At 64.9% G+C, this 19,829-nt stretch carries 20 protein-coding genes; 10 read left to right on the top strand and 10 right to left on the bottom strand.

Going from position 1 to position 19,829, the window contains the following annotated elements; all coding sequences use genetic code 11:
- Positions 1 to 1,084: 1,084 nt before the first annotated feature.
- Positions 1,085 to 1,567 (bottom strand): YajQ family cyclic di-GMP-binding protein, encoded by a 483-nt coding sequence (locus HY57_RS17610; protein WP_019465646.1) that lies wholly within the window; start codon positions 1,565 to 1,567, stop codon positions 1,085 to 1,087.
- A gap of 110 nt (positions 1,568 to 1,677) precedes the next feature.
- Between HY57_RS17610 and HY57_RS17605 the strand changes: the two genes are divergently transcribed.
- Both HY57_RS17605 and HY57_RS17600 read left to right on the top strand, forming a co-directional pair.
- Positions 1,678 to 2,856, top strand: coding sequence for an NAD(P)/FAD-dependent oxidoreductase (locus HY57_RS17605; RefSeq protein ID WP_026033990.1), 1,179 nt, complete (start codon positions 1,678 to 1,680; stop codon positions 2,854 to 2,856).
- Positions 2,857 to 2,920: 64 nt separating this feature from the next.
- A complete protein-coding gene (locus HY57_RS17600) occupies positions 2,921 to 3,808 on the top strand; it encodes an NAD(P)-dependent oxidoreductase (RefSeq protein WP_019465648.1) in 888 nt (295 codons plus the stop codon).
- A gap of 203 nt (positions 3,809 to 4,011) precedes the next feature.
- On the opposite strand, the gene HY57_RS17595 is transcribed toward HY57_RS17600, so the two are convergent.
- Both HY57_RS17595 and HY57_RS17590 read right to left on the bottom strand, forming a co-directional pair.
- Complete coding sequence (locus tag HY57_RS17595) at positions 4,012 to 4,479, bottom strand: YaiI/YqxD family protein (protein ID WP_019465649.1); 468 nt, start codon at positions 4,477 to 4,479, stop codon at positions 4,012 to 4,014.
- Positions 4,476 to 5,357 carry a PhzF family phenazine biosynthesis protein gene (locus HY57_RS17590; RefSeq protein ID WP_019465650.1) on the bottom strand — a complete coding sequence of 294 codons (882 nt, stop codon included), beginning with the start codon at positions 5,355 to 5,357 and terminating at the stop codon, positions 4,476 to 4,478. The genes HY57_RS17595 and HY57_RS17590 overlap by 4 nt, the downstream gene beginning before the upstream one ends.
- A 163-nt stretch (positions 5,358 to 5,520) precedes the next feature.
- On the opposite strand from HY57_RS17590, the gene HY57_RS17585 reads away from it, so the two are divergent.
- The 4 genes from HY57_RS17585 (at position 5,521) to HY57_RS17570 (ending at position 8,693) form a co-directional block, all read left to right on the top strand.
- A complete protein-coding gene (locus HY57_RS17585; RefSeq protein WP_019465651.1) occupies positions 5,521 to 6,123 on the top strand; it encodes a rhomboid family intramembrane serine protease in 603 nt (200 codons plus the stop codon).
- 127 nt (positions 6,124 to 6,250) lie between these two features.
- Entirely contained in the window at positions 6,251 to 7,057 is an 807-nt protein-coding gene (locus HY57_RS20995; protein WP_019465652.1) for a histone H1-like repetitive region-containing protein, read from the top strand.
- A 125-nt stretch (positions 7,058 to 7,182) separates the two neighbouring features.
- On the top strand, positions 7,183 to 7,572 hold the full coding sequence (locus HY57_RS17575) for a hypothetical protein (RefSeq protein ID WP_019465653.1): 390 nt from the start codon (positions 7,183 to 7,185) through the stop codon (positions 7,570 to 7,572).
- Positions 7,573 to 7,664: 92 nt separating this feature from the next.
- Positions 7,665 to 8,693: an aminopeptidase gene (locus tag HY57_RS17570; RefSeq protein ID WP_019465654.1), complete on the top strand. Its 1,029-nt coding sequence runs from the start codon at positions 7,665 to 7,667 to the stop codon at positions 8,691 to 8,693.
- 31 nt (positions 8,694 to 8,724) lie between these two features.
- Here the strand turns inward: HY57_RS17570 and HY57_RS17565 are convergent, their stop codons facing one another.
- Complete coding sequence (locus HY57_RS17565) at positions 8,725 to 9,540, bottom strand: cytochrome c (RefSeq protein WP_019465655.1); 816 nt, start codon at positions 9,538 to 9,540, stop codon at positions 8,725 to 8,727.
- Positions 9,541 to 9,872: 332 nt separating this feature from the next.
- Between HY57_RS17565 and pncB the strand changes: the two genes are divergently transcribed.
- Entirely contained in the window at positions 9,873 to 11,069 is a 1,197-nt protein-coding gene (pncB, locus tag HY57_RS17560; RefSeq protein ID WP_019465656.1) for a nicotinate phosphoribosyltransferase, read from the top strand.
- Between the two features lie 115 nt (positions 11,070 to 11,184).
- On the opposite strand, the gene HY57_RS17555 is transcribed toward pncB, so the two are convergent.
- The 3 genes from HY57_RS17555 to HY57_RS17545 all read right to left on the bottom strand — a co-directional run bounded on the left by HY57_RS17555 (position 11,185) and on the right by HY57_RS17545 (position 13,801).
- Positions 11,185 to 11,997, bottom strand: a complete 813-nt coding sequence (locus tag HY57_RS17555) for a MetQ/NlpA family ABC transporter substrate-binding protein (RefSeq protein WP_019465657.1) — start codon at positions 11,995 to 11,997, stop codon at positions 11,185 to 11,187.
- 95 nt (positions 11,998 to 12,092) lie between these two features.
- Positions 12,093 to 12,776, bottom strand: coding sequence for a methionine ABC transporter permease (locus HY57_RS17550; RefSeq protein WP_019465658.1), 684 nt, complete (start codon positions 12,774 to 12,776; stop codon positions 12,093 to 12,095).
- Positions 12,773 to 13,801 carry a methionine ABC transporter ATP-binding protein gene (locus tag HY57_RS17545; protein ID WP_019465659.1) on the bottom strand — a complete coding sequence of 343 codons (1,029 nt, stop codon included), beginning with the start codon at positions 13,799 to 13,801 and terminating at the stop codon, positions 12,773 to 12,775. Before HY57_RS17545 ends, HY57_RS17550 begins: the two co-directional genes overlap by 4 nt.
- Before the next feature lie 130 nt (positions 13,802 to 13,931).
- Between HY57_RS17545 and HY57_RS17540 the strand changes: the two genes are divergently transcribed.
- Positions 13,932 to 14,417: a glutathione peroxidase gene (locus tag HY57_RS17540; RefSeq protein ID WP_019465660.1), complete on the top strand. Its 486-nt coding sequence runs from the start codon at positions 13,932 to 13,934 to the stop codon at positions 14,415 to 14,417.
- On the opposite strand, the gene dacB is transcribed toward HY57_RS17540, so the two are convergent.
- Complete coding sequence (gene dacB / locus HY57_RS17535; protein ID WP_019465661.1) at positions 14,402 to 16,003, bottom strand: D-alanyl-D-alanine carboxypeptidase/D-alanyl-D-alanine endopeptidase; 1,602 nt, start codon at positions 16,001 to 16,003, stop codon at positions 14,402 to 14,404. The two genes, HY57_RS17540 and dacB, sit on opposite strands and share 16 nt — an antisense overlap.
- A 149-nt stretch (positions 16,004 to 16,152) precedes the next feature.
- On the opposite strand from dacB, the gene HY57_RS17530 reads away from it, so the two are divergent.
- The gene (locus HY57_RS17530; RefSeq protein WP_019465662.1) at positions 16,153 to 16,635 is read left to right on the top strand and encodes an FKBP-type peptidyl-prolyl cis-trans isomerase; all 483 of its coding nucleotides are present in this window, start codon (positions 16,153 to 16,155) and stop codon (positions 16,633 to 16,635) included.
- 77 nt (positions 16,636 to 16,712) lie between these two features.
- On the opposite strand, the gene HY57_RS17525 is transcribed toward HY57_RS17530, so the two are convergent.
- Entirely contained in the window at positions 16,713 to 17,834 is a 1,122-nt protein-coding gene (locus HY57_RS17525) for a phospholipase A (protein ID WP_019465663.1), read from the bottom strand.
- Between the two features lie 129 nt (positions 17,835 to 17,963).
- A complete protein-coding gene (locus HY57_RS17520; RefSeq protein WP_144240854.1) occupies positions 17,964 to 18,308 on the bottom strand; it encodes a hypothetical protein in 345 nt (114 codons plus the stop codon).
- 296 nt (positions 18,309 to 18,604) lie between these two features.
- Here HY57_RS17520 and HY57_RS17515 point away from each other — a divergent pair, with 296 nt between their 5' ends.
- Positions 18,605 to 19,828, top strand: coding sequence for a winged helix-turn-helix domain-containing protein (locus HY57_RS17515; protein WP_026033993.1), 1,224 nt, complete (start codon positions 18,605 to 18,607; stop codon positions 19,826 to 19,828).
- Position 19,829: the final 1 nt, after the last annotated feature.

The following is a 19,829-nucleotide window of genomic DNA, read 5'->3' as shown; positions in this document are numbered from 1 at the left end:
GCGGTAGTGGTCGGTCGTCGCCTCGTGCGTGACCGCGATCGGGCCGCTTACGCAGCGGGCGTTTCGACCTTCTGCCGAAGGCCGAGTCACTTTTCTTTTGCTGGCCCAAAAGAAAAGTAACCCAAAGAAAATGGCCTTAGGAGCTGGCAGCATTGCGATGGGAAAAGCATGAACGCTTGAGGCAAGTTGTTGCTTGGCCACCTCCGCCTCTACACAGCGGGTACTTCCAAGCGCTTCGTAACGCGCCATGGCGATGAGGACTTAAAGCGGGGCCTCGCGTTGCTTCGGCGCCGATGGGATACGCACGGTCGCCCCGCTTTTCTGTGGGAGCGCACCCTGTGCGCGACAAGCCAATCTGTGGGAGCGCACCCTGTGCGCGACAAGCCAACGGAGCGGTGATCACGAGACGCCTCTGTCGCGCACAGGGTGCGCTCCCACAAGGGACTCGCCTCTTGGGATGCTCCGCCGAGGTCTCGGGCTCTTGCTCTGGCTGTTTTTGCTTTGGCTTTTGACCTTGGCTCTTGATCTCCCGGGTCCCCGCATGACGCGGCAGACGGGGGGCGAAGGGTGGCTCGCAGGGATGAGAGCCAGTTTGGCGTCAGGGCAGGATGCCCTGTCCACAATCCCCGCAACCCGCCCGCGAATCTTCCGAGGGCCTTTCTTTGGGTTACTTTCGACGCGAAGCTAGTCCCCGTGGGATCTCTTGGGCAAGCAAAGAAAAGTGACCCGCCCTCCGGCAGAAGGTCGAAGGCCCGCCGCAGGCGAGCCAGGTCGCCTTATCGCGACAACGGAGCCCAAAGTCACGGGATGACTCGCTGCGCTCGCCCCTTCGGGGCCGCCCTACGGGCGTTCTGCGCGCCTCGCGCTTGTCCTGCCTTCGCAGGAATGACGGCTAAAGAGCACATCGGTGAGGCCAGTTTGACCTCTCGCCCAACTCTCTCCGCGCTTCCATATCGCGTCCGTCCATGTCCACTCCCCGTGTATCCCACCGGGCACGAGAAGCGGAGCTGGGATATTCCGTGCGCTTCAAGCCCGCCCGGAATAGGTCAGAACAAAAATCTCCCGCGACAGCGAATTACCACCATCAATCCCGGAAATTGTCGAACTGCAGCGGCAGCTCCACATCGGCCTTGCGCAGCACTGCCATCGCCAGCTGCAGGTCGTCGCGTTTCTTGCCGGTGACACGCAACTTGTCGCCGTTGATCTGTGCTTCGACCTTGAGCTTGGCGTCCTTCAACGACGCGACCAGCTTCTTGGCGATGGGCTGCTCGATGCCTTGCTTGACGGTGATTTTCTGACGCGAGCCGCCGAGGTTGGTTTCAGCGTCGCCCACTTCCAGCGCGCGGATGTCGATCTTCCGCGAGGTCAGGCGGCCGCGCAGGATGTCCAGCATCTGTTCCAGCTGGAACTCGCTGGGTGCGGACTGGGTGATCACGAACTTGTCCAATTCGAACTTCGCGTCGGAGCCCTTGAAGTCGAAGCGGTTGGCCAGCTCGCGATTGGCCTGGTCCACGGCATTGGTCAGCTCGTGCTTGTCGACTTCGGAAATGACGTCAAAGGAAGGCATGGTGGCGGGTCCGGTACGAAAGGAAAGCCCGAGTTTAAGCGATATGGCCCGTCCTGTCGGATAATGCGCCGCCAACCGGGCAGAGGGCAGGTCATGACGGCGGTGTGCGCGTGAAAGTGGATGTATTGGTCATGGGTGCCGGCGCGGCCGGGCTGATGTGCGCCATCGTGGCCGGGCAGCGCGGACGCAGCGTGCTGGTGGTGGACCATGCCAACAAGGTTGGCAAGAAGATCCTGATGTCGGGGGGCGGGCGGTGCAATTTCACCAACATGGGCGTGACGCCGGCCTGTTACCTGTCCGCCAACCCCCACTTCGCCAAGTCCGCGTTGGCCCGCTATACGCCGTGGGATTTCATTGCCATGGTGGAGAAGCACCGCATCGCTTACCACGAGAAGGAACTCGGGCAGCTGTTCTGCGATGAGTCGTCCAAGCTGATCGTGCGCATGCTGCTGGACGAGTGCGCGCAGGCCGGCGTACGCATTGAAACCTCCTGCGGCGTGCAGCGCGTGCGCAAGACGGAGGAGGGCTTCAGCGTGATCACGGCGCATGGCGAGGTGCATGCGCAGTCGCTGGTGGTCGCCACCGGTGGCCTGTCGATTCCCACGATGGGTGCCACCGGCTTCGGCTACGAACTGGCGCGCCAGTTCGGCCACGCGGTGTTGCCTACGCGCGCGGGGCTGGTGCCGTTGACGCTCAGCGGCAAGCACCAGGAGCGTTACCACGACCTGTCCGGCGTGGCTCTGCCGCAGGTGGATGCACGCGTGGGCAAGCGCTCGTTTCGTGCGGGCATGCTGTTCACCCATCGGGGCATCAGTGGTCCGGCCATCCTGCAGATTTCCTCGTACTGGCAGCCGGGCGATGACCTGCGCATCGACTTGTCGCCCGGGCTCGATCTGGCTGCATGGCTGCAGGAGCAGCGCGTCGCGCGACCTGCGGCGGAACTGAAGAATGTGTTGGGCGATGCGTTGCCGCGGCGACTCGCGCAGCGCCTGTGCGAGCTATGGTTCGAGAGCAAGCCGATGCGCCAGTACCGCGAGGCGGAACTGAAAGGCATCGGCGAGCAGCTGCACGACTGGCCTGTCGTGGCCAGTGGCACGGAGGGCTATCGCACGGCGGAAGTCACGCTTGGCGGTGTCGATACCGATGGCCTTTCGTCCACCACGATGCAATCCAAGCTCGTGCCGGGCCTGTATTTCGTCGGTGAAGTGGTCGACGTCACCGGCTGGCTTGGCGGTTACAACTTCCAGTGGGCATGGGCCTCGGGGCGCGCGGCGGGCGAAGTGGCCTGATTTCGCACGGGCTGAACGTCGTGCGTGATCCACTGGTGCTGTTGTTTTGTCTGGAGACAGTCGCATGAAAGTGGGTTTTATCGGCCTTGGCGCCATGGGCAGCGCGATGGCGAGCAACCTGATCAAGGCCGGTCACGAGGTGACGGTGTGGAATCGCTCGCCGGGTCCGACCGCGCCGCTGGCGTCGTTGGGCGCCAAGGTGGTGAAGAGTGCGGACCGCGCCGCGCAGGGCGAGATGTTGTTCAGCATGCTGGCCAACGACCAGGCCGTTCGCAGCGTTTTCTTTGACGATGGCCTGCTCGATGGCATGGACAAGGGCACCGTGCACATCAACCATGCCACCATTTCGGTGGCGCTGGCAGGCGAGATGGCCGCGGCGCACGCCGCGCGTGGCCTCGATTACGTCGCGGCCCCGGTGTTCGGCCGGCCTGACGTCGCGGCTGCCGGCAAGCTGAATATCCTTGCCGCCGGCAAGCCGCATGTGATCGAGCGGGTGCGCCCGCTGCTCGACGCCATGGGCAGTCGCATCTGGCCGCTGGGTGATGCGCCGGAGCGCGCGAACGTCGTGAAGATCGCGGGCAACTTCATGATCGGGGCCGCCATCGAAAGCATGGCCGAGGCATCGGCATTGACTCGCGCGCATGGCGTGAGCGCGGCAGAGTTCCTCGACGTCATGACCAGCACGCTGTTCGCTGCGCCCGTCTACCAGGGTTACGGCAAGCTGATTGCCGAATCGCGCTATACGCCAGCCGGCTTTGCGCTTCCGCTGGGATACAAGGACGTGGGCCTTGCGCTGGCCGCAGCGGATGCCACGCGCGTACCGTTGCCGCTCGCCGGCCTGCTGCGCGACAGCCTGCTCGAAGCCTTGTCGTCGGGTGAGGAGGACGTGGACTGGTCCATCATGGCGCAGGTGGCTGCGCGGCGTGCACACCTGGATGATCGCGGGCTGTGAGCGAGGCATTCGACGAACGGTGGGAGCGCACCCTGTGCGCGACAGCGGCGTGGAGTCTCGCCGAATCACCGGATTGTTGCGCGGCGACCTCGAAGTCGACGTGCGCTGGCATGCGGCTAGTCGCCTGATGGTTTGAGCGGTGGCGTGAGAGGTCTGTCGCGCACAGGGTGCGCTCCCACAAAGGTGAGGTATGGCCGCGCGTTTCAGCGCGTCTGCCGAAACCTCACCAGCCACCGGTCCAGCTGATTCGCGAAGGCCTGCTTGTCGCGTGCATGGAAGGCCGCGGGGCCACCCGTATCCACGCCGGCCCCGCGCAACTCGTCCATGAAGTTACGCATGGAAAGCCGCTGCGCGATGGTGTCGGGCGTATAGAGCTCGCCGCGCGGATGCACGGCGAGTGCGCCTTTGCCGATCACGGCGGCGGCGAGCGGGATGTCCTGCGTTACCACCAGGTCACCGGCACTGACACGATCGACGATCTCGTTGTCAGCCACGTCGAAACCGCCGGGCACCTGGATGGCGCGCACGAAACGCGAGGGTGGCGTGCGCAGCCATTGGTTGGCGACCAGGGTGACGTGCACCTGCTCACGCTCCGCCGCGCGGAACAGCACTTCCTTGATGGCGGCGGGGCAGGCGTCGGCGTCAACCCAAATTTGCGGCCGGGTGGTCAATCCTGGCCACTCCAGTGCAGGGCGCCGTCGATGATCGTGTTGGTATGGCCACCGATCCAGACGTCCTCGCCATCGATGCGGACGGTGAGGCTGGCGTCATGGCCAATCTCGCGGCCCTGGCTCACCACGTAGCCACGCGCCAGCGGGCCGGCGGGTTCGGCGTGGGCGATATAGGCGGCGATCAGGCCGTTGGCGGCGCCTGAGGCCGGATCCTCCACCAGGCCGACACCCGCCGGGAGCGCGCGCACCACGAGCTGGTAATCCGGGTGCGAGCTGCGCGCGAACACGCACAGGCCCATGCTGTCGGTGGTCTTGGCCAGGGCGCCGATGGCGGCGTGATCGGGTTTCCACTGGCGCAGCGTGGCTTCGTCCGCGCATTCGGCCAGCCACCAGTGGCGGCCGCCGGAGACATAGGCCGGCGGCAGCACGCCAAGCCCGATGCCGGACAGGGCGGCGTCGAGCAGCGGGTGCGCGTCGCGGCCGGTTTTCTCGACCACGGAGCGAGGTGATTTCAAAAGTAACTGTTGCGCGTCGCCGAGCTGTTCCACGCGAATGGGCAAGACGCCTGCGCCGCATTCCTGCCACAACACGCCATCCACCGGCTGGGCCTGGCCACACAGCAGCACGGCATGTGCGCTGCCAATGCTCGGGTGCCCGGCGAACGGAATTTCCTTGTGCGGCGTGAAGATACGCACGCGATAGCTGGCGCCGGGATGGCTGGGCGGCAGCAGGAAGGTGGTTTCGACAAGGTTGGTCCAGCGGGCGAAGGCTTGCATGCGGGCGTCGGTCCAGCCGGTGGCGTCGGTGACGACGCCCAGGTGGTTGCCGCCGCCGGGTGTGGCGGCAAAGACGTCCAGATGCAGGTAACGGATCGACATGGGGAGGTGCCTGGGGCGTGGGGAAACGCGTGAAGCCGCGCATGATAGTCCGGAATGCGGCCCCGCGCTTGGACTTTACGGTGGTTTCCAGAGTCGACAAGTGCGCGCCGCACCGCCAAGATGCGAAACCTTTGCCGTTGCCTTTCACCTGTACGGGATACGCATGATCACCCTGATCATCATCGCCATTACCGCCATCGTGTCTTTCATGGCGTTCAACAACGCCCGCTTGATGAATGATCTGATCCTGTGGCCGCCCGCGATCACGCGCAGCCGCGAGTACCACCGCCTGGTGACCTATGGCGTGGTGCACGCCGATTTCGGCCATCTGCTGTTCAACATGATCACGCTGTTCTTCTTCGGCCGCGTGATGGAAGGTTTCTTCGCGGCGAAGTTGGGCACGATGGGTTTCGCGCTGTTCTACATCGTGGCGCTGGTGGTCTCGATCCTGCCGACCTATCTGAACAACAAGAACAACCCTAATTACCGCAGCCTGGGGGCATCGGGCGCGGTGTCGGCGGTGCTGTTTTCGTACATCCTGCTGGCGCCGTGGGCGCGCATCGTGGTGTTCGTGCTGCCGATGCCGGCGATCATCTACGCTGTGCTTTACGTGGTGTATTCCATCTACATGGATCGTCGCGGGCAGGGCAACGTCAACCACAGCGCGCACCTGTGGGGCGCCGCGTTCGGCGTGGCTTTCACGCTCGTGATACGGCCGGAAGTGTTGTCGCACTTCCTCTCGGAACTCTCGCGACCGAGGTTCTGAGCACGTCGCGCCTATGGAAAAACTGCGGTTTTGCTCACCGTTGATACATCTTTGCGGTGTTACTTCTCGGTTTAGCCTGGCGTGATGGGGCGTCGGGCTATCTCGACAACCGCAGGAGTGAAGACGCATGGCAACGAAGCGCAAGCCGGCCGCGAAGAAATCCGCGGCCAAGAAAACCGCCACCCGCACATCCACTGCCAAGAAAAGCACCGCCCGCAAGCGCGCGACCTCCACCGCCCGCCGCGCTGTCCGCAAGACCGCCACCCGCAAGTCGGCAACCCGCGAGGTAGCTGCCCGCAAATCCACCGCACGCAAGGCGGCGACACGCAAGACGGCCGCGCGCAAGAGCACGGCCCGTAAATCGCCCGCGCGGAAGACGGCGCGCAAGACCGCAGCGAGGAAAACCACCGCTCGCAAGACCACCGCTCGCAAGACCACCGTTCGCAAGACCACCGCCCGCAAGGCGGTCACCAAGCGGGCAGCGCCGCGCAAGGCTGCGGTGAAAAAGACAACAGCCCGGAAGACGGCCCGCAAACGCAGCACCGCCAAGAAAGTGGCCAGGAAGGCGACCGGCAAGGCCGCGGCAAAACACGCCACCGCCGGCAAGACCGCCACCACGACAAGCAAGGCGGCAGGAAAGATGGCCACGAGGAAGGCGTCCGCCGCTCGGCGCAGCCGGGTCACGCCCGCCGCCACCCGACCCCGGCGACCGGTACGCAGGCACCTGACACCGCAGGAGGCCGTGGAGCATATCCAGGCCCTGCTGGAAGCCAAGCAGGAACGCGTACGCCAGGGGCCGACCTGGCCGGGCGCCGACGAACATCCCGTCGGCAACAACGGCAGCCTCGGCACGGGGGCCGGCAACGGCGGCGTTTCCAGCGAAGCCACTTACGGCCACATCCGCCAGCCGCCCGAGCGCAACGGCGGTAACTGAACCCGGCGATCGCCGGGTTCAGGCATGGCCGGCGAGTGAATACCGCCGGCCATGCCGGGAGCATTCAGTGCGTACTTAACGACATGGGTTCAAAGTAAAGCCGTCTTCCCCGAAGGCCTTTTGTCATGAAACGCGTGCTTGCCGGTCTTGCCCTGGCGGTTGCCACCGCGGCGCTATCCGGTTGCTACTACGATCCTGGCTACAGCTATGTGCGTCCGGTCGCCACCGCAGGTGGCGATGCCTACTACGGCACGGGCGTCGTCTATGACGGCTATTACGGCGCACCCGGTTACTACTACCCGAGCTATGGCTACTACGGTTACGGCTGTTGTTACTTGCCGAACGTAAGCATCGGTATTGGCGGTGTCTGGGGTTCGGGCTACTACGGCCGTGGTTACTACCGCGGCGGTTCCTACGGGCACGGTTATTACCGTGGCGGCGGTGGTGGCTACTATCACGGCGGCCATGGCAGCTGGGGCGGCGGCCACGGCGGCTGGAACGGCCACGGCCACTAGAATCAGGGCACAATCGCGGCATGAGGTTGTCTTGCTTCGTGCCGCGAAACCTTCGGATTCCCGGGCCCATCGTCGTATTGACGGTGGGCCTCATGCTTTCTGCCTGCAGTTCGGTCGGCTACTACGCCCATGTCGCCAAGGGGCAGGGCGAGCTGGTCGCGAACCGTCGCGACATCAGCGCCGTGCTGCGTGACCCCTCCACCGACGAGGCCACCCGCAAGCGCCTGGCGCTGTCGCAGGACGCCCGCCGGTTCGCCACCGATCACCTCGGGCTGCCGGACAACCGCAGCTACACCAGCTACGTGAAGCTGGATCGCCCTTATGTGGTGTGGAACGTGTTTGCCACGCCGCGCTTTTCGGTATCGCCGATCCAGCACTGCTTTCCCTTTGCCGGGTGCGTCGCCTATCGGGGGTATTTCTCGAAGGACAAGGCCAACGCCGAAGCGGCACGGCTGAAGGCCGACGGCGACGATACCTATGTGGGCGGCGTGCCGGCCTATTCCACGCTCGGCTGGTTTTCCGATTCCATCCTCAGCAGCATGATGCGCTGGGATGACGATGAGCTCGCCGGTACCATCTTCCACGAGCTCGCGCACCAGTTGGTCTACGTGAAGGACGACAGTGCCTTCAACGAATCCTTCGCCAGCTTCGTGCAGGAGGAAGGCCTGCGCGAATGGCGCCGCTCACGTGGCCTGCCGCCGCAGGACGACCATGACAAGGCCATGGACGATGGCTTCACCTGGCTGGTGATGGACCTGCGCGATCGCCTGAAGACGCTCTATGCCAGCGGGGTGGACGAGCAGGCCATGGCGGCCGGCAAGCAACAGGCCATCGACGACTTCCGCGTGCGCTATGCGCAGTGGCGCGACCTGGACTGGCCCAACGACCATCGCTACGACGCGTGGGTCAACGCGCCGATCAACAATGCGCGGTTGTTGCCGTTCGGCATCTATGACCGCTGGACGCCGGTGTTCCTGGCCTTGTTCCACCATGCGGAAGGGCAGTGGCCGGCGTTCTACGCCAGCGTCCGGCAGTTCGCGCGGCAACCCTACGCGGAGCGGCAGAAATTGCTGCAGCAGTGGCTGGACTCGACGCGCCGGCCCACGGTGGCGCCGCCCTGACGCGGGCCACGCGGAGATCATGAACAGGCTTTTAGGGCTGAGCCTTTCGTCCGGCCATGTGGTGCAGATAGGCGAGCAGGTTGTCCAGGTCCTGGTCCGTCAGCGCCTTGCGGTCGAAACCCGGCATGCGTGCCTGCGGCCAGTGGCGCAGGGATTGCGGATCACGGATATAGGCGCGGAGCAGATCCTCGCGCAGGTATTCGGTGGCACTGTGGGGGATGTTGAGATCCGGCCCGAGTTTGGCGTCGCCCTGGCCGTTGAGGGTGTGGCAGGCAAAACAGGTGTGCTGGAACACCACGAAGCCGCGCTGTACAGGGCTGTCGGTCTTCAGGGCCGGGTCGGGCAGGATGGCGGGGAAGCGCTCGGCGACCGACGGCTGGCGGCGGATGGAAACCAGCTGGAACGGCCATTGCTCCGGACCGATCTTCATGGCTTCCGGCTGGGTCCAGACCACGTAGAACGGGCCGGCATCACCCTTGATCTCCTCCAGGGTCGGCCAGGGATGGGCCGGATCCTCGACCGCCAGCCAAGCCACCGAGCCGTGTGCCTGCACGATCAGCGCGGCGGGAATCTGGGCGGCGAACCCGTCCGAGGCGACGAACTGCAGGGTGTCGTCCGGCGACGCGCCGTCGAGCAGGGCCTTCAGCGGCACGGCCCGGTAGCGCATGGCGCGCTTGAAGGCCACATCCGCCGGAATGGCGACGTCACGGGCATCGGCACGGGCCAGCAACTGCGCCGTCGTATAGGTCTTCTGGCCGTAGCCCACGTCGACGGTGAGCTCGGCCGCGTGAAGGGGCAGGGCGAGCCACAGGACGAGCAGGCCCAGGCGGCGAAGCGGGTGGATCATCGGGGGCGCTCCTTTTCCAGGAATCTAACAATTGTAGGCACGTCCGCCAGCTTGCCAAAAGCTGAACGGAACGGAAGGGGCGCTTGAACTAGGTCCAGCCCGGCCACACTAAGGACTCGTATCGCTGTGATGGCGACAAGAAGTGGCTCAGCACATCGTGCCACTGGGGGGCCGGTCCTTTTCCCCTCTTTGTTATGGACCAGGCCTGACAAAACCTCGGTAGCCCCTCCCCTGGCTACCGGGGTTTTTATTTGCCCGTCGTCCGGCCCCGGCTCGCCGTGGCCGATGCGTGGCGGGATAATCGCCTGGTCCCCCGCGCGCATGAGCGACCGATGATCGTTACCTCCCTGCTCGACACCGATCTGTACAAATTCTCCATGATGCAGGTCGTGCTGCATCACTATCCGGCGGCGCAGGTCGAATACAAGTTCAAATGCCGCAACCCCGGTGTCGATCTGGTGCCCTATATCGCCGAGATCCGCGAGGAGCTGGCGGGGTTGTGCTCGCTGCGCTTCACTCCGGAAGAGCTGGAATACCTGCGTGGCTGGCGTTTCATCAAGAGCGACTTCGTCGATTTCCTCGCGCTGTTCCAGCTCAACGCCAAGTACGTGGAGATCTACCCGGCGCAGGACGGCCCCGGCGAAATCGAGATACGCATACGTGGCCCGTGGTTGCACACCATCCTGTTCGAGGTGCCGTTGCTGGCCATCGTCAACGAGGTGTACTTCCGCAACACGCAGCGCGGCCTTGATTTGTCCGAAGGGCGCCGCCGCTTGCGCGAGAAGATCGCCCTGCTCCGTGACACGGAGGGTTTCCACGACTGCCGCATTGCCGACTATGGCACCCGCCGCCGCTTCTCGCGGGCGTGGCATGAGGAAGTCGCTACCACGCTGCGCGATGGCCTTGGCCGGCAGCTGGCGGGCACCAGCAACGTGTGGTTGGCGTGGAAGCTGGGCCTGACGCCGCTGGGCACGCTGGCGCACGAATACCTGCAGGCGCACCAGGCGCTGGGGCCGCGGCTGCGCGATTCACAGGTGGCGGCACTGGAGACGTGGGCGAGGGAATATCGCGGCGATCTGGGTATCGCGTTGTCCGATGTCTACGGGCTCAGCGCCTTCCTGCGCGACTTCGACATGTACTTCTGCAAGCTGTTCGACGGCACGCGGCATGACTCCGGCGACCCGTTCGCCTGGGGCGAGCGGGTGCTCGCGCATTACCGCGCCAATCGCGTCGATCCGAGCACCAAGGTGCTGGTGTTCAGCGATGGCCTGGACATCCCCAAGGTGATGAGGCTGTACCAGCACTTCCACGGCCGTTGCCAGCTTGCGTTCGGCGTGGGCACCAACCTCACCAACGACGTGGGCCCCGAACCCCTGCAGATCGTCATCAAGATGATCCGCTGCAACGGGCAGCCGGTGGCCAAGATCAGCGACACGCCGGGCAAGAACATGTGCGAGGACAGCGCCTACGTGACCTACCTGCGGCAGGTGTTCGAGATTCCGGCGGATCCTGAGGCGGTGCCTTGCTGAAACAAAATGCATTGTGGGAGCGCACCCTGTGCGCGACACGCCACGCGCCGTTGTACGACGACGCCAGGCCAGTCGCGCACAGGGTGCGCTCCCACAGGGAAAGAACCGCGGGTGTTTAGAACGCCGGCAACACCGCGCCCTGGTACTTCTGCTCGATGAACGCCTTGATCTCAGGACTGGTCAGCGCCTTGGCCAGCTTCTGGATGCGCGGATCGTCCTTGTTGTCGGGACGTGCCACCAGATAGTTCACGTACGGCGAGTCCTTGTCCTCGATCAGCAGCGCGTCCTTGGTCGGGTTGAGGCCGGCGGCGAGGGCGTAGTTGGTGTTGATCAGGGCCAGGTCCACCTCGTCCAGCGTGCGCGGCAGCATGGCCGCCTCCAGCTCGCGGAACTTCAGGTGCTTCGGATTGGCCGTGATGTCCTTCTGCGTGGACAGCTCGTTGGTCGGGTCCTTCAGCGTGATCAGGCCGTGCTTGGCGAGCAGCAGCAGCGCACGGCTGTTGTTGCTGGGGTCGTTGGGCAGGGTGACCGCAGCGCCATCCGGCAGCTGGTCGATGGACTTGAGCTTGCGCGAGTACGCGCCGAACGGCTCGATGTGCACGCCGGTCACGATGGTGAGGTTGGTGCCGCGCTCGCGGTTGAACGCATCGAGGTAGGGCTTGGTCTGAAAGTAGTTGGCGTCGACCGACTTCTCCAGCACCTGCACGTTGGGCTGCACGTAGTCGGCGAATACCTTGATCTCCAGATCCACGCCTTCCTTCGCCAGGATCGGCTTGACCTGCTTGAGGATCTCCGCGTGCGGCACGGCCGTGGCGGCCACCACCAGCTTCTGGCTGCCGGTATCGCCACCACCGTTGGACGACGAAGAACAACCGGCCAGCAGGAGCAGGGCGGAGAGAATGGCTATGAGCTTATGCGTCTTCGTCATATGGGCAAGGCGTCAACTTGTGCGGTGCACCAGAATAGCCGTCCATACCGCCGGATGCAAAAAGGCCCGGCGGGGTGCCGGGCCTTCTGCTTATCTTATTGCCGCGTATACCGCGCCACGATGCGGTCGCCGACCATCTGTAACAGCTGGACCAGCACGATCAGCAAGACGACGGTGACCACCATGTAATCGGACTTGTAGCTCAGGTAGCCGTAGCGATAGGCCAGGTCGCCCAGGCCGCCGGCACCGATGGCGCCGCCCATGGCGGTATAGCCCACCAGGGCGATCGCCGTGACCGTGGTGCCGGCGATCAGGCCGCCGCGTGCTTCGGGCAGCAACACGTGGCGCACGATCTGCCAGGTGGTGGCGCCCATGGCCTGGCTGGCTTCGATGACGCCGCGTTGCACCTCGCGCAGGGCGGTTTCCACCAGGCGTGCGAAGAACGGTGCGGCGCCGATCACCAGCGGCGGAATGGCGCCGCGGATGCCCAGCTTGGTGCCGACCAGCACGTAGGTCACCGGCATCAGCACGATCATCAGGATGATGAAAGGGATCGAACGCAGGACGTTCACCACCAGCGACAGCACGGCGTAAAGCGTCGGCATCGCGCGCAACTGGCCCTTGCCGGTGAGGTACAGCAACACGCCCAGCGGCAGGCCCAGCACCACGGTGAGGGCCAGCGAGCCGCCCAGCATCAGCAGCGTATCGATGCAGGCATGGCCGATCTCGCCCCAGTCGTCAATGTTGGGAAAAAGGCTCTGCAGCAGCGGGGCGCTCATGCGCGGTTCTCCGGCGACAAGGTGAGTTCTTCGATTTCAATGCCCGCGTCGCGCAGGGTGGCCAGTGCGTCGTCCACGCGCTCGCCCTGCATGGCCAGCGTGAGCTGGCCGTAGGGCAGGTCCTTGATGCGGTCGATGCGCCCGGCAAGGATGTTGAAGTCGACATTGGTTTCCCGTGCCACGCGGCCCAGGGCCGGCGTCCACGTGGCTTCGCCGCGGAAGGACAGGCGCAGGATGCGGCCGGGCACGTGCGCGAACGGCATCTGCTCGCCTGCGGCTTCCTCCGGCAACGCCTCATTGACGAAGCGGCGCGTGGTCGCGTGCTGCGGATGCAGGAACACGTCGGCCACCGGCCCGGTTTCCACGATGCGCCCTGCATCGAGCACCGCCACGCGATCGCACACGCGCCGCACGACGTCCATCTCGTGCGTGATCAGCACGATGGTGAGCTTCAGCTCGCGGTTGATCTCCGCCAGCAGGTCCAGCACGGCGGCGGTGGTCTGCGGATCGAGTGCACTGGTGGCCTCGTCGCACAGCAGGATCGAGGGCCGGTTGGCCAGCGCGCGGGCAATGCCTACGCGCTGCTTCTGGCCGCCGGAGAGCTGCGACGGGTACTTGTCCGCGTGCGCGGTCAGGCCCACGCGGGCCAGCAATTCGTCCACGCGCTGGCGGATCGCCGCCTCGTTGCGTTCGCCGGCCAGGCGCAGCGGGAACGCCACGTTCTGCGCCACCGTCTGCGACGACAGCAGGTTGAAATGCTGGAAGATCATGCCGATGCGCTGGCGCTCATGGCGCAGCGCGGCTTCATCCAGCGCGGTCATGTCGGTGTCGCCGATCAGGATGCGTCCGCCGCTGGGGCGCTCGAGCAGGTTGATCAGACGTATAAGCGTCGATTTTCCCGCGCCGGAATGGCCGATGATGCCGAACACCTCGCCATCGGCGATGTCGAGGCTGAAAGTCTGAAGTGCGGGAACGTCCCGGCCGTCGACACGGTAGGACTTGCGCACATCCTGGAATCTGATCACGGGGTACCTTCGGGAGCCGGGGAGGCGCGGGCTTCGGGTCTGTCGCCGGCAGGGCCGGCCGGTGCAAAGCATACGGCACGCGGGCTATCCGTGGGGCTAGACTGGTGCTCTTTCAATGAGGACCGATGCGATGACCTCTGTCTATGACTTCTCCGCGCGCGATATCGACGGCAACGAGCGTTCGCTCGCCGACTACCGCGGCAAGGCGCTGCTGATCGTCAACGTGGCGTCCAAGTGCGGTTTCACCCCCCAATACACCGGGCTGGAGGCGCTGTGGCGCGCCGATCGCGACAAGGGCCTGGTGGTGCTCGGCTTCCCCTGCGACCAGTTTGGCCACCAGGAGCCTGGTGACGAGGCGGAGATCCGCAACTTCTGCTCCACCAGCTATGACGTGACCTTCCCTATGTTCGCCAAGATCGAAGTGAACGGCGCGGGCACGCATCCGCTCTACAAATGGCTCAAGAGCGAAGGCAAGGGCATCCTGGGCAGCGAGGCGATCAAGTGGAACTTCACCAAGTTCCTGGTCGATCGCGATGGCCAGGTGGTGAAGCGTTATGCGCCCAACGACACGCCCGAGAAGATCGCCAAGGATCTGAACGCTCAATTGGCCGGATGAGTGGCCACACCGGGTGAGGCCGCCACGGCCTTGCCCGGGCTGCGCGACCCCGCGAGCAGCTCGGCGATCTGGTCGATGTCCTTCGTGGCGCTTGGTGCGCCGGCGGGTGGATCGTAGTTGTTGAGCATGATGGCGAACGCGAGCGGTTCGCCGTCGCTGGTGGTGACATAACCAGCGAGGCAGTGCACGAAGCTCATGCTGCCGGTCTTGGCATGCACGTTGTTGGCGGCTGGCGTGTTGCGCATGCGCCATTGCAGCGTGCCATCGACGCCAGCGACCGGCAGCGCCTGCATCAATGCCGGCCCGTAGGGCTGGCCGGCGAGGAAGGCGAGCAGGCGCGCCATCGCGTTGGGCGTGGCGAGGTTGCGCCGCGATAACCCCGTGCCTTCTTCGATCATGCTGGCGGTCGGTGCAATACCGATCTGTTCGAGCATCTGGCGCATGGCGCGAATGCCCCAACGTTCGCTGGTGATGAAACCCGTGCTGCCTTCGCGTTGTTCCGTGTCCGCCTGCGCCTTGACGCCTGCGAGCAGCAGCAGGTTCTGCAGATAGAGGTTCTGCGAACGTTTGAGTCCGCGCCCGAGGATCTCGCTGACCGGCGGCGAAAGCACCTCGGCCAGCGTTTGTGGTTGCGCCGGCAGGGCGGTGTCGCGTCGCGGCCAGTGCACGGTGGTCAGCTTGCCGTCGAGCTGGATGCCATGGCGCAGCAGCGCCTGCTGCAGCTGCCTGCCTGCGAACTGGGCGGGGTCGGGCAGGGCAAGCTTGTAGTTCTGCGCTGGGGATTTCGCCGCGATGCTTCCGAACGCGTACAGCATGTTGTCGCCGGGCGCGCGATAGAGATTCACGTCGCTGCGGGCGCGCTGGGCGGTGGTCATCACGTCGTTGGTCACGGCGGGTATGGCATCGGCCGGGTCGAAGCGCAATTGCGCCGCCGCGCCAGCGCCGACGCCGGGCGACACGGTGATCTCCACCTGGTTTTCGCCCACGCTCAGCGCGCTGGTCGGCACGGCGAACCAGCTTTGCAGGTCGGTGGCCTCCCAGCCGCTGCCCATCATGGGGCTGGCGAAGTAGGTGGCATCGGCGACCAGGTCGCCGTGCACGTGACGCAGGCCCTTGGCAGCCAGCTGTTCGGCGAGCTGGTCGGCCCAGTGGAAGGTGGCCGGATCGACGCCCAGCGTCGGATCACCCATGCCGTAGAGAATCAGCGCACCGTCCAGCCGTCCATGGCGGATCTCTCCGCCCGCCAGCACCCGCGTGGGGATGCGGTAATCGGGGCCGAGTTCGCTCAGTGTCACAGCCGCCGTGAAGAGCTTGACGGTGGAGGCCGGCTGGAAAAGCTGGTCGGCATGGTGGCTGTAGACGGTTCGTCCGCTGCTGAGCGAAATCACGGAGATGCCCCAGTCGGCGCCTGCAAAGCGGGGCTGGCCGATCAGGCCATCGATCTGCTCGCCCAGCGACGGTGCGATGGCGGCCGGGCTGGGCGTGGACGCTGCACCGGGGACCTGGCCCGCCGCCGAGGCCATCGCCAGCGCCATGCCAAAAAGCACGGCAGTACAACGGCATAGCAGGCGCTGGGGCAGGATCATGGGCGAAGTATCGCCAATCGCCGCCGGTCCCCGCTAGGCATCGGCGTCGAATGGAGACACATCCGTCGCCGGCATCCTCACAGGGGGTCTGTTAGGCTTATCGCTTCGTGCCGGCTTCTGCCGGCGCTCCTTCCCCAGTCGAGAACATCATGCAGATCGCCAACAACTCCGTCGTTTCCTTCCACTACACCCTGACCGACGACAACGGCCAGGTGCTGGACAGCTCGCAGGGTCGCGAGCCGCTCGTGTACCTGCAGGGTGTTGGCCAGATCGTCCCGGGCCTGGAGAAGGCGATGGAAGGCCGTCAGGTGGGCGACCAGTTCAAGGTCGACGTGGTGCCGGAAGAAGGTTACGGCGTGCACCACGCCGAGCTCGTGCAGGAAGTACCGCGCGAGGCTTTCCAGGGCGTGGAAGACATCCAGCCCGGCATGCAGTTCCAGGGTCGTGGCCCGCAGGGCGTCATCAACGTCACCGTGACCAAGGTCGAGAACGACAAGGTGCACATCGACGGCAACCATCCGCTCGCCGGCCAGACCCTGCACTTCGACGTCGAAGTGACCGACGTGCGCCCGGCCAGCGAGGAAGAGCTCGCCCACGGCCACGTGCACGGTGAAGGCGGCCACCACCACTGATGCAACGCGCGGACGTTGGCGTGACCGCCAGCGTCCGCATGGCACGGCAGGCTACCTGTCGCCGTGCGTAGCGCCGATCAGTACCAGTCGAGCAGCGATACGCCGATGCCGAGGTACGTGGCGTTGTGGTTGTAGTCGATCATGCTCTCGCCATAACCCTTGAACAGTTCCATGTAGCCACGCAGGTTGCCTGCCACCGGGAACGACCAGGTGAATTGCGCTGCGCCGTGGCTCTGGTTGCCGCCGCGCAGCGAGTGGCGCAGCAGCAGGCCGAACTCCTGGCCTTTCCACTCATGAATGATCTGCATGTCGGCGCGCCCCATGTAGTTGCTGATGTCGGGGTTGTTGTCGTCCGTGCCGCCCTCGGGAACGCGCCACCACGGCCGGAACATGATGGTCCAGCTCGGGCGTTCGAGGCCGATGTAGCCCATCACGCGGTTCCAGCTGCGCGACAGCGGATCGGACTGGCCATTGGATTGATGGTTCAGCGCAATGCCCATCAACCGGCCGTTCCAGCCGGCCAGCTCGTAGTTCGTGTTGAACATCAGCATCACTTCCGGCTCGTAGTTGGTCTCGCGGAAGGGACGTGACTCCTGCTTGTTGTACACCTGCCAGCGCGAGGACTGGGTATAGGCCACCCACACGTCGCCCGCATCGCCGAACACGCCCTGCCAGATCTTGGTTTTCAGGCTGAGCTGGAACTTGCTTTCGATGTTGTCCAGGTGCTGCGGTTCGGTAACCGTGTTGAGTGGATTGGGACTGCTGGGCTGCCGGTTCTGGTTGCTGCTGGCAAAGAACGGCAACACCACGATTGGCTTGTAGCCACGCAGGTTGAAGGTACCGAGCTTGCTTTCGGGCGACAGCTCCCAGCGACTGTCCAGCAGGGACAGCGGCTTCACTTCCGGCTCGGCCTGCGCCGTCGTCGTGGATGGATTGGCGGTGGTCGTCCGCGGGGCTTCGTGACCGAACACCTGGGTTACCGGCGTGGTGGATGTCTCCCCAACCGTCGTGTCGCTTTTCTTTTGCGCCGCGGGAAGATTGTCGCGCCCGGTGGCGTGGTCGTAGCAGGCCAGGCGTTGCGAGTCGGTTTCGATGGCGGTGCACGCGCGGATGTCCATCGGCTCCGGATTCTGCGCGTGGGCAGCGAGCGACGGCAGGCCTAGCGTGAGCAGCAAAGCTGCCTGGGAGGTGAGTCGCATGATGTGGCTCCGTCCTGGTCAGTGTTGCCCTGGCAGCACAGGTGGTCGTTCCCCTACCGGTAGCGCCATGCATCGCATGTGACGACGCGGGCCGCCGTTGCCGGCGACCCGCGTTCGTGGTGTTGCATCTTACCGGTTGTGGCTTACCCAGGCTTCGTACTGTGCCTTGGTGATGTGGCCGGTGTGGCCCTTGTCCACATAGCTGAAGTCATTGGCGAGCAGCGGATAGGCCGAGGCCTGCGCTTCGGTGATGTACTTCGATCCGCCCGACAACTGCTCGAAGCTTGGCGCAGGGCCCGACTTGATGGGCGGAACGCTGGAATTGATCGTCACCTGCTGTCCGCCGGCACTGGTCTGGGCCTGCGTGCCACCTTGCGGCGGAGGTGTCGGCGTCTGCGCCGGCATGGTCTGGGTGGGCGGCGGTGGCGGAGCCTGGGTGTTCTGCGTCGGCTGGGGAGGCGGAGGCGTTGGCATGGGTTGATCCTGTGCCAACAGCGAGCCCGCCAGCATCATGGAGCCGGCGGTTACGAGAACGAGTAGGGGAGTGCGGGGTTTCATCATCGTTACTCCATGCCAGAATGCGTGGCTCGTCTGCGGAAGCGCGCGATGGTGCAGTAGTGGAGCGATGGCGCGCTGCAAGTCCTTCGCGCAGAGTTCAAGCTAGCAGAGCACGGCTAAATGCCGGCTCAATACAGGCTCAACAAGGGCATCGTGATCACGTGAAGTCATCGTTACCGTTATCGGTTCCTTCATCTGCGCCATACGCCACATTGAGCCTGGCGCAAGCACAGCGTCTTCACCTGGCAGCGCAGGGCTTGCTCGGCAAGCCCAAGGGGCGCGCGAAAAAAAAGGATGTCGTCGATATCGTTGCACGCATGCGGCTGTTGCAGATCGACAGCATCCATGTCGTTGCACGCAGTCCGTACCTGGTGCTGCATTCGCGACTGGGCGACTACGAACCGCAATGGTTGGAGGACGTCCTGGACAGCGGGCGCCTTGCGGAAAGCTGGGCGCACGAGGCGTGTTTCGTGCCCGCGGCGGATCTTCCGCTGCACCAGGCCTGGCGCAGGCAGCGTGCGATGCATTGGGCATACAAGCATGCCGACCGTATGCACCGCGAGCACCGCGACGGCATGGATGCACTGCTTGCGCGCATACGCGACAACGGTGCGGCGCGCGCGGCGGATTTCGAAAGCGAAACGCGCAGCGCCGGCGGCTGGTGGTCCTGGAAGCCGGAGAAGCGTTGGCTGGAAGCATGGTTCGCGCTGGGCGAATTGATGGTGACGCGTCGCGAACGCTTCCAGCGTGTTTACGACCTGACCGAACGCGTGCTGGAAAAACTCGATCCACCACTGGATCGCGATTTGCTCGGGCTCGATCACGAAGCATTGCGTCGCCGCTTCATCGTCGACAGCGTGCGCGCACTGGGCATCGCGCAGGCACGCTGGATCGCCGATTACTACCGGTTGAAGCCCGCCGTGACGGACAAGGAACTCGCGCCGCTGGTGGCCAGTGGCGAATTGCTGACGGTGCAGGTGGCGGACTGGAGCATGCCGACCTATGTGCATCGCGATCACGCTGCGCTGCTGGCGCAGGCCGCATCAGGCCAGTTGCGCGCCACGCATACCACCTTGCTGTCACCGTTCGACCCGGTGGTGTGGGACCGTGCGCGTGCCCTGGCGTTGTTCGGCTTCGAATACACCATCGAGTGCTATGTGCCCGCACCCAAGCGCCAGTACGGCTACTACGTGCTGCCCATCCTCCACCGGGGGCGGCTGGTGGGTCGCCTCGATGCGAAAGCGCATCGTCGCGAGGGTGTGTTCGAGATCAAGGCGTTGTTTCTCGAGCCGGATGTCGAGGCCACGCCACGGCTGCTGGAAGACCTTGCCGGCGCCATCCGGGCGTCCGCGCAGTGGCACGAAACGCCCAAGGTGAAGCTTGCGCGCAGCCGGCCCGCGTCCGTGGCTGCCGCGCTGCGCACGTTGTTGCGCTGAA

The sequence above is a fragment of the Dyella japonica A8 genome, from assembly GCF_000725385.1.
Classification (GTDB): domain Bacteria; phylum Pseudomonadota; class Gammaproteobacteria; order Xanthomonadales; family Rhodanobacteraceae; genus Dyella; species Dyella japonica_C.
Note: the sequence above shows the minus strand (reverse complement) of the source record. Positions and strands in the feature narration are given on the sequence as shown.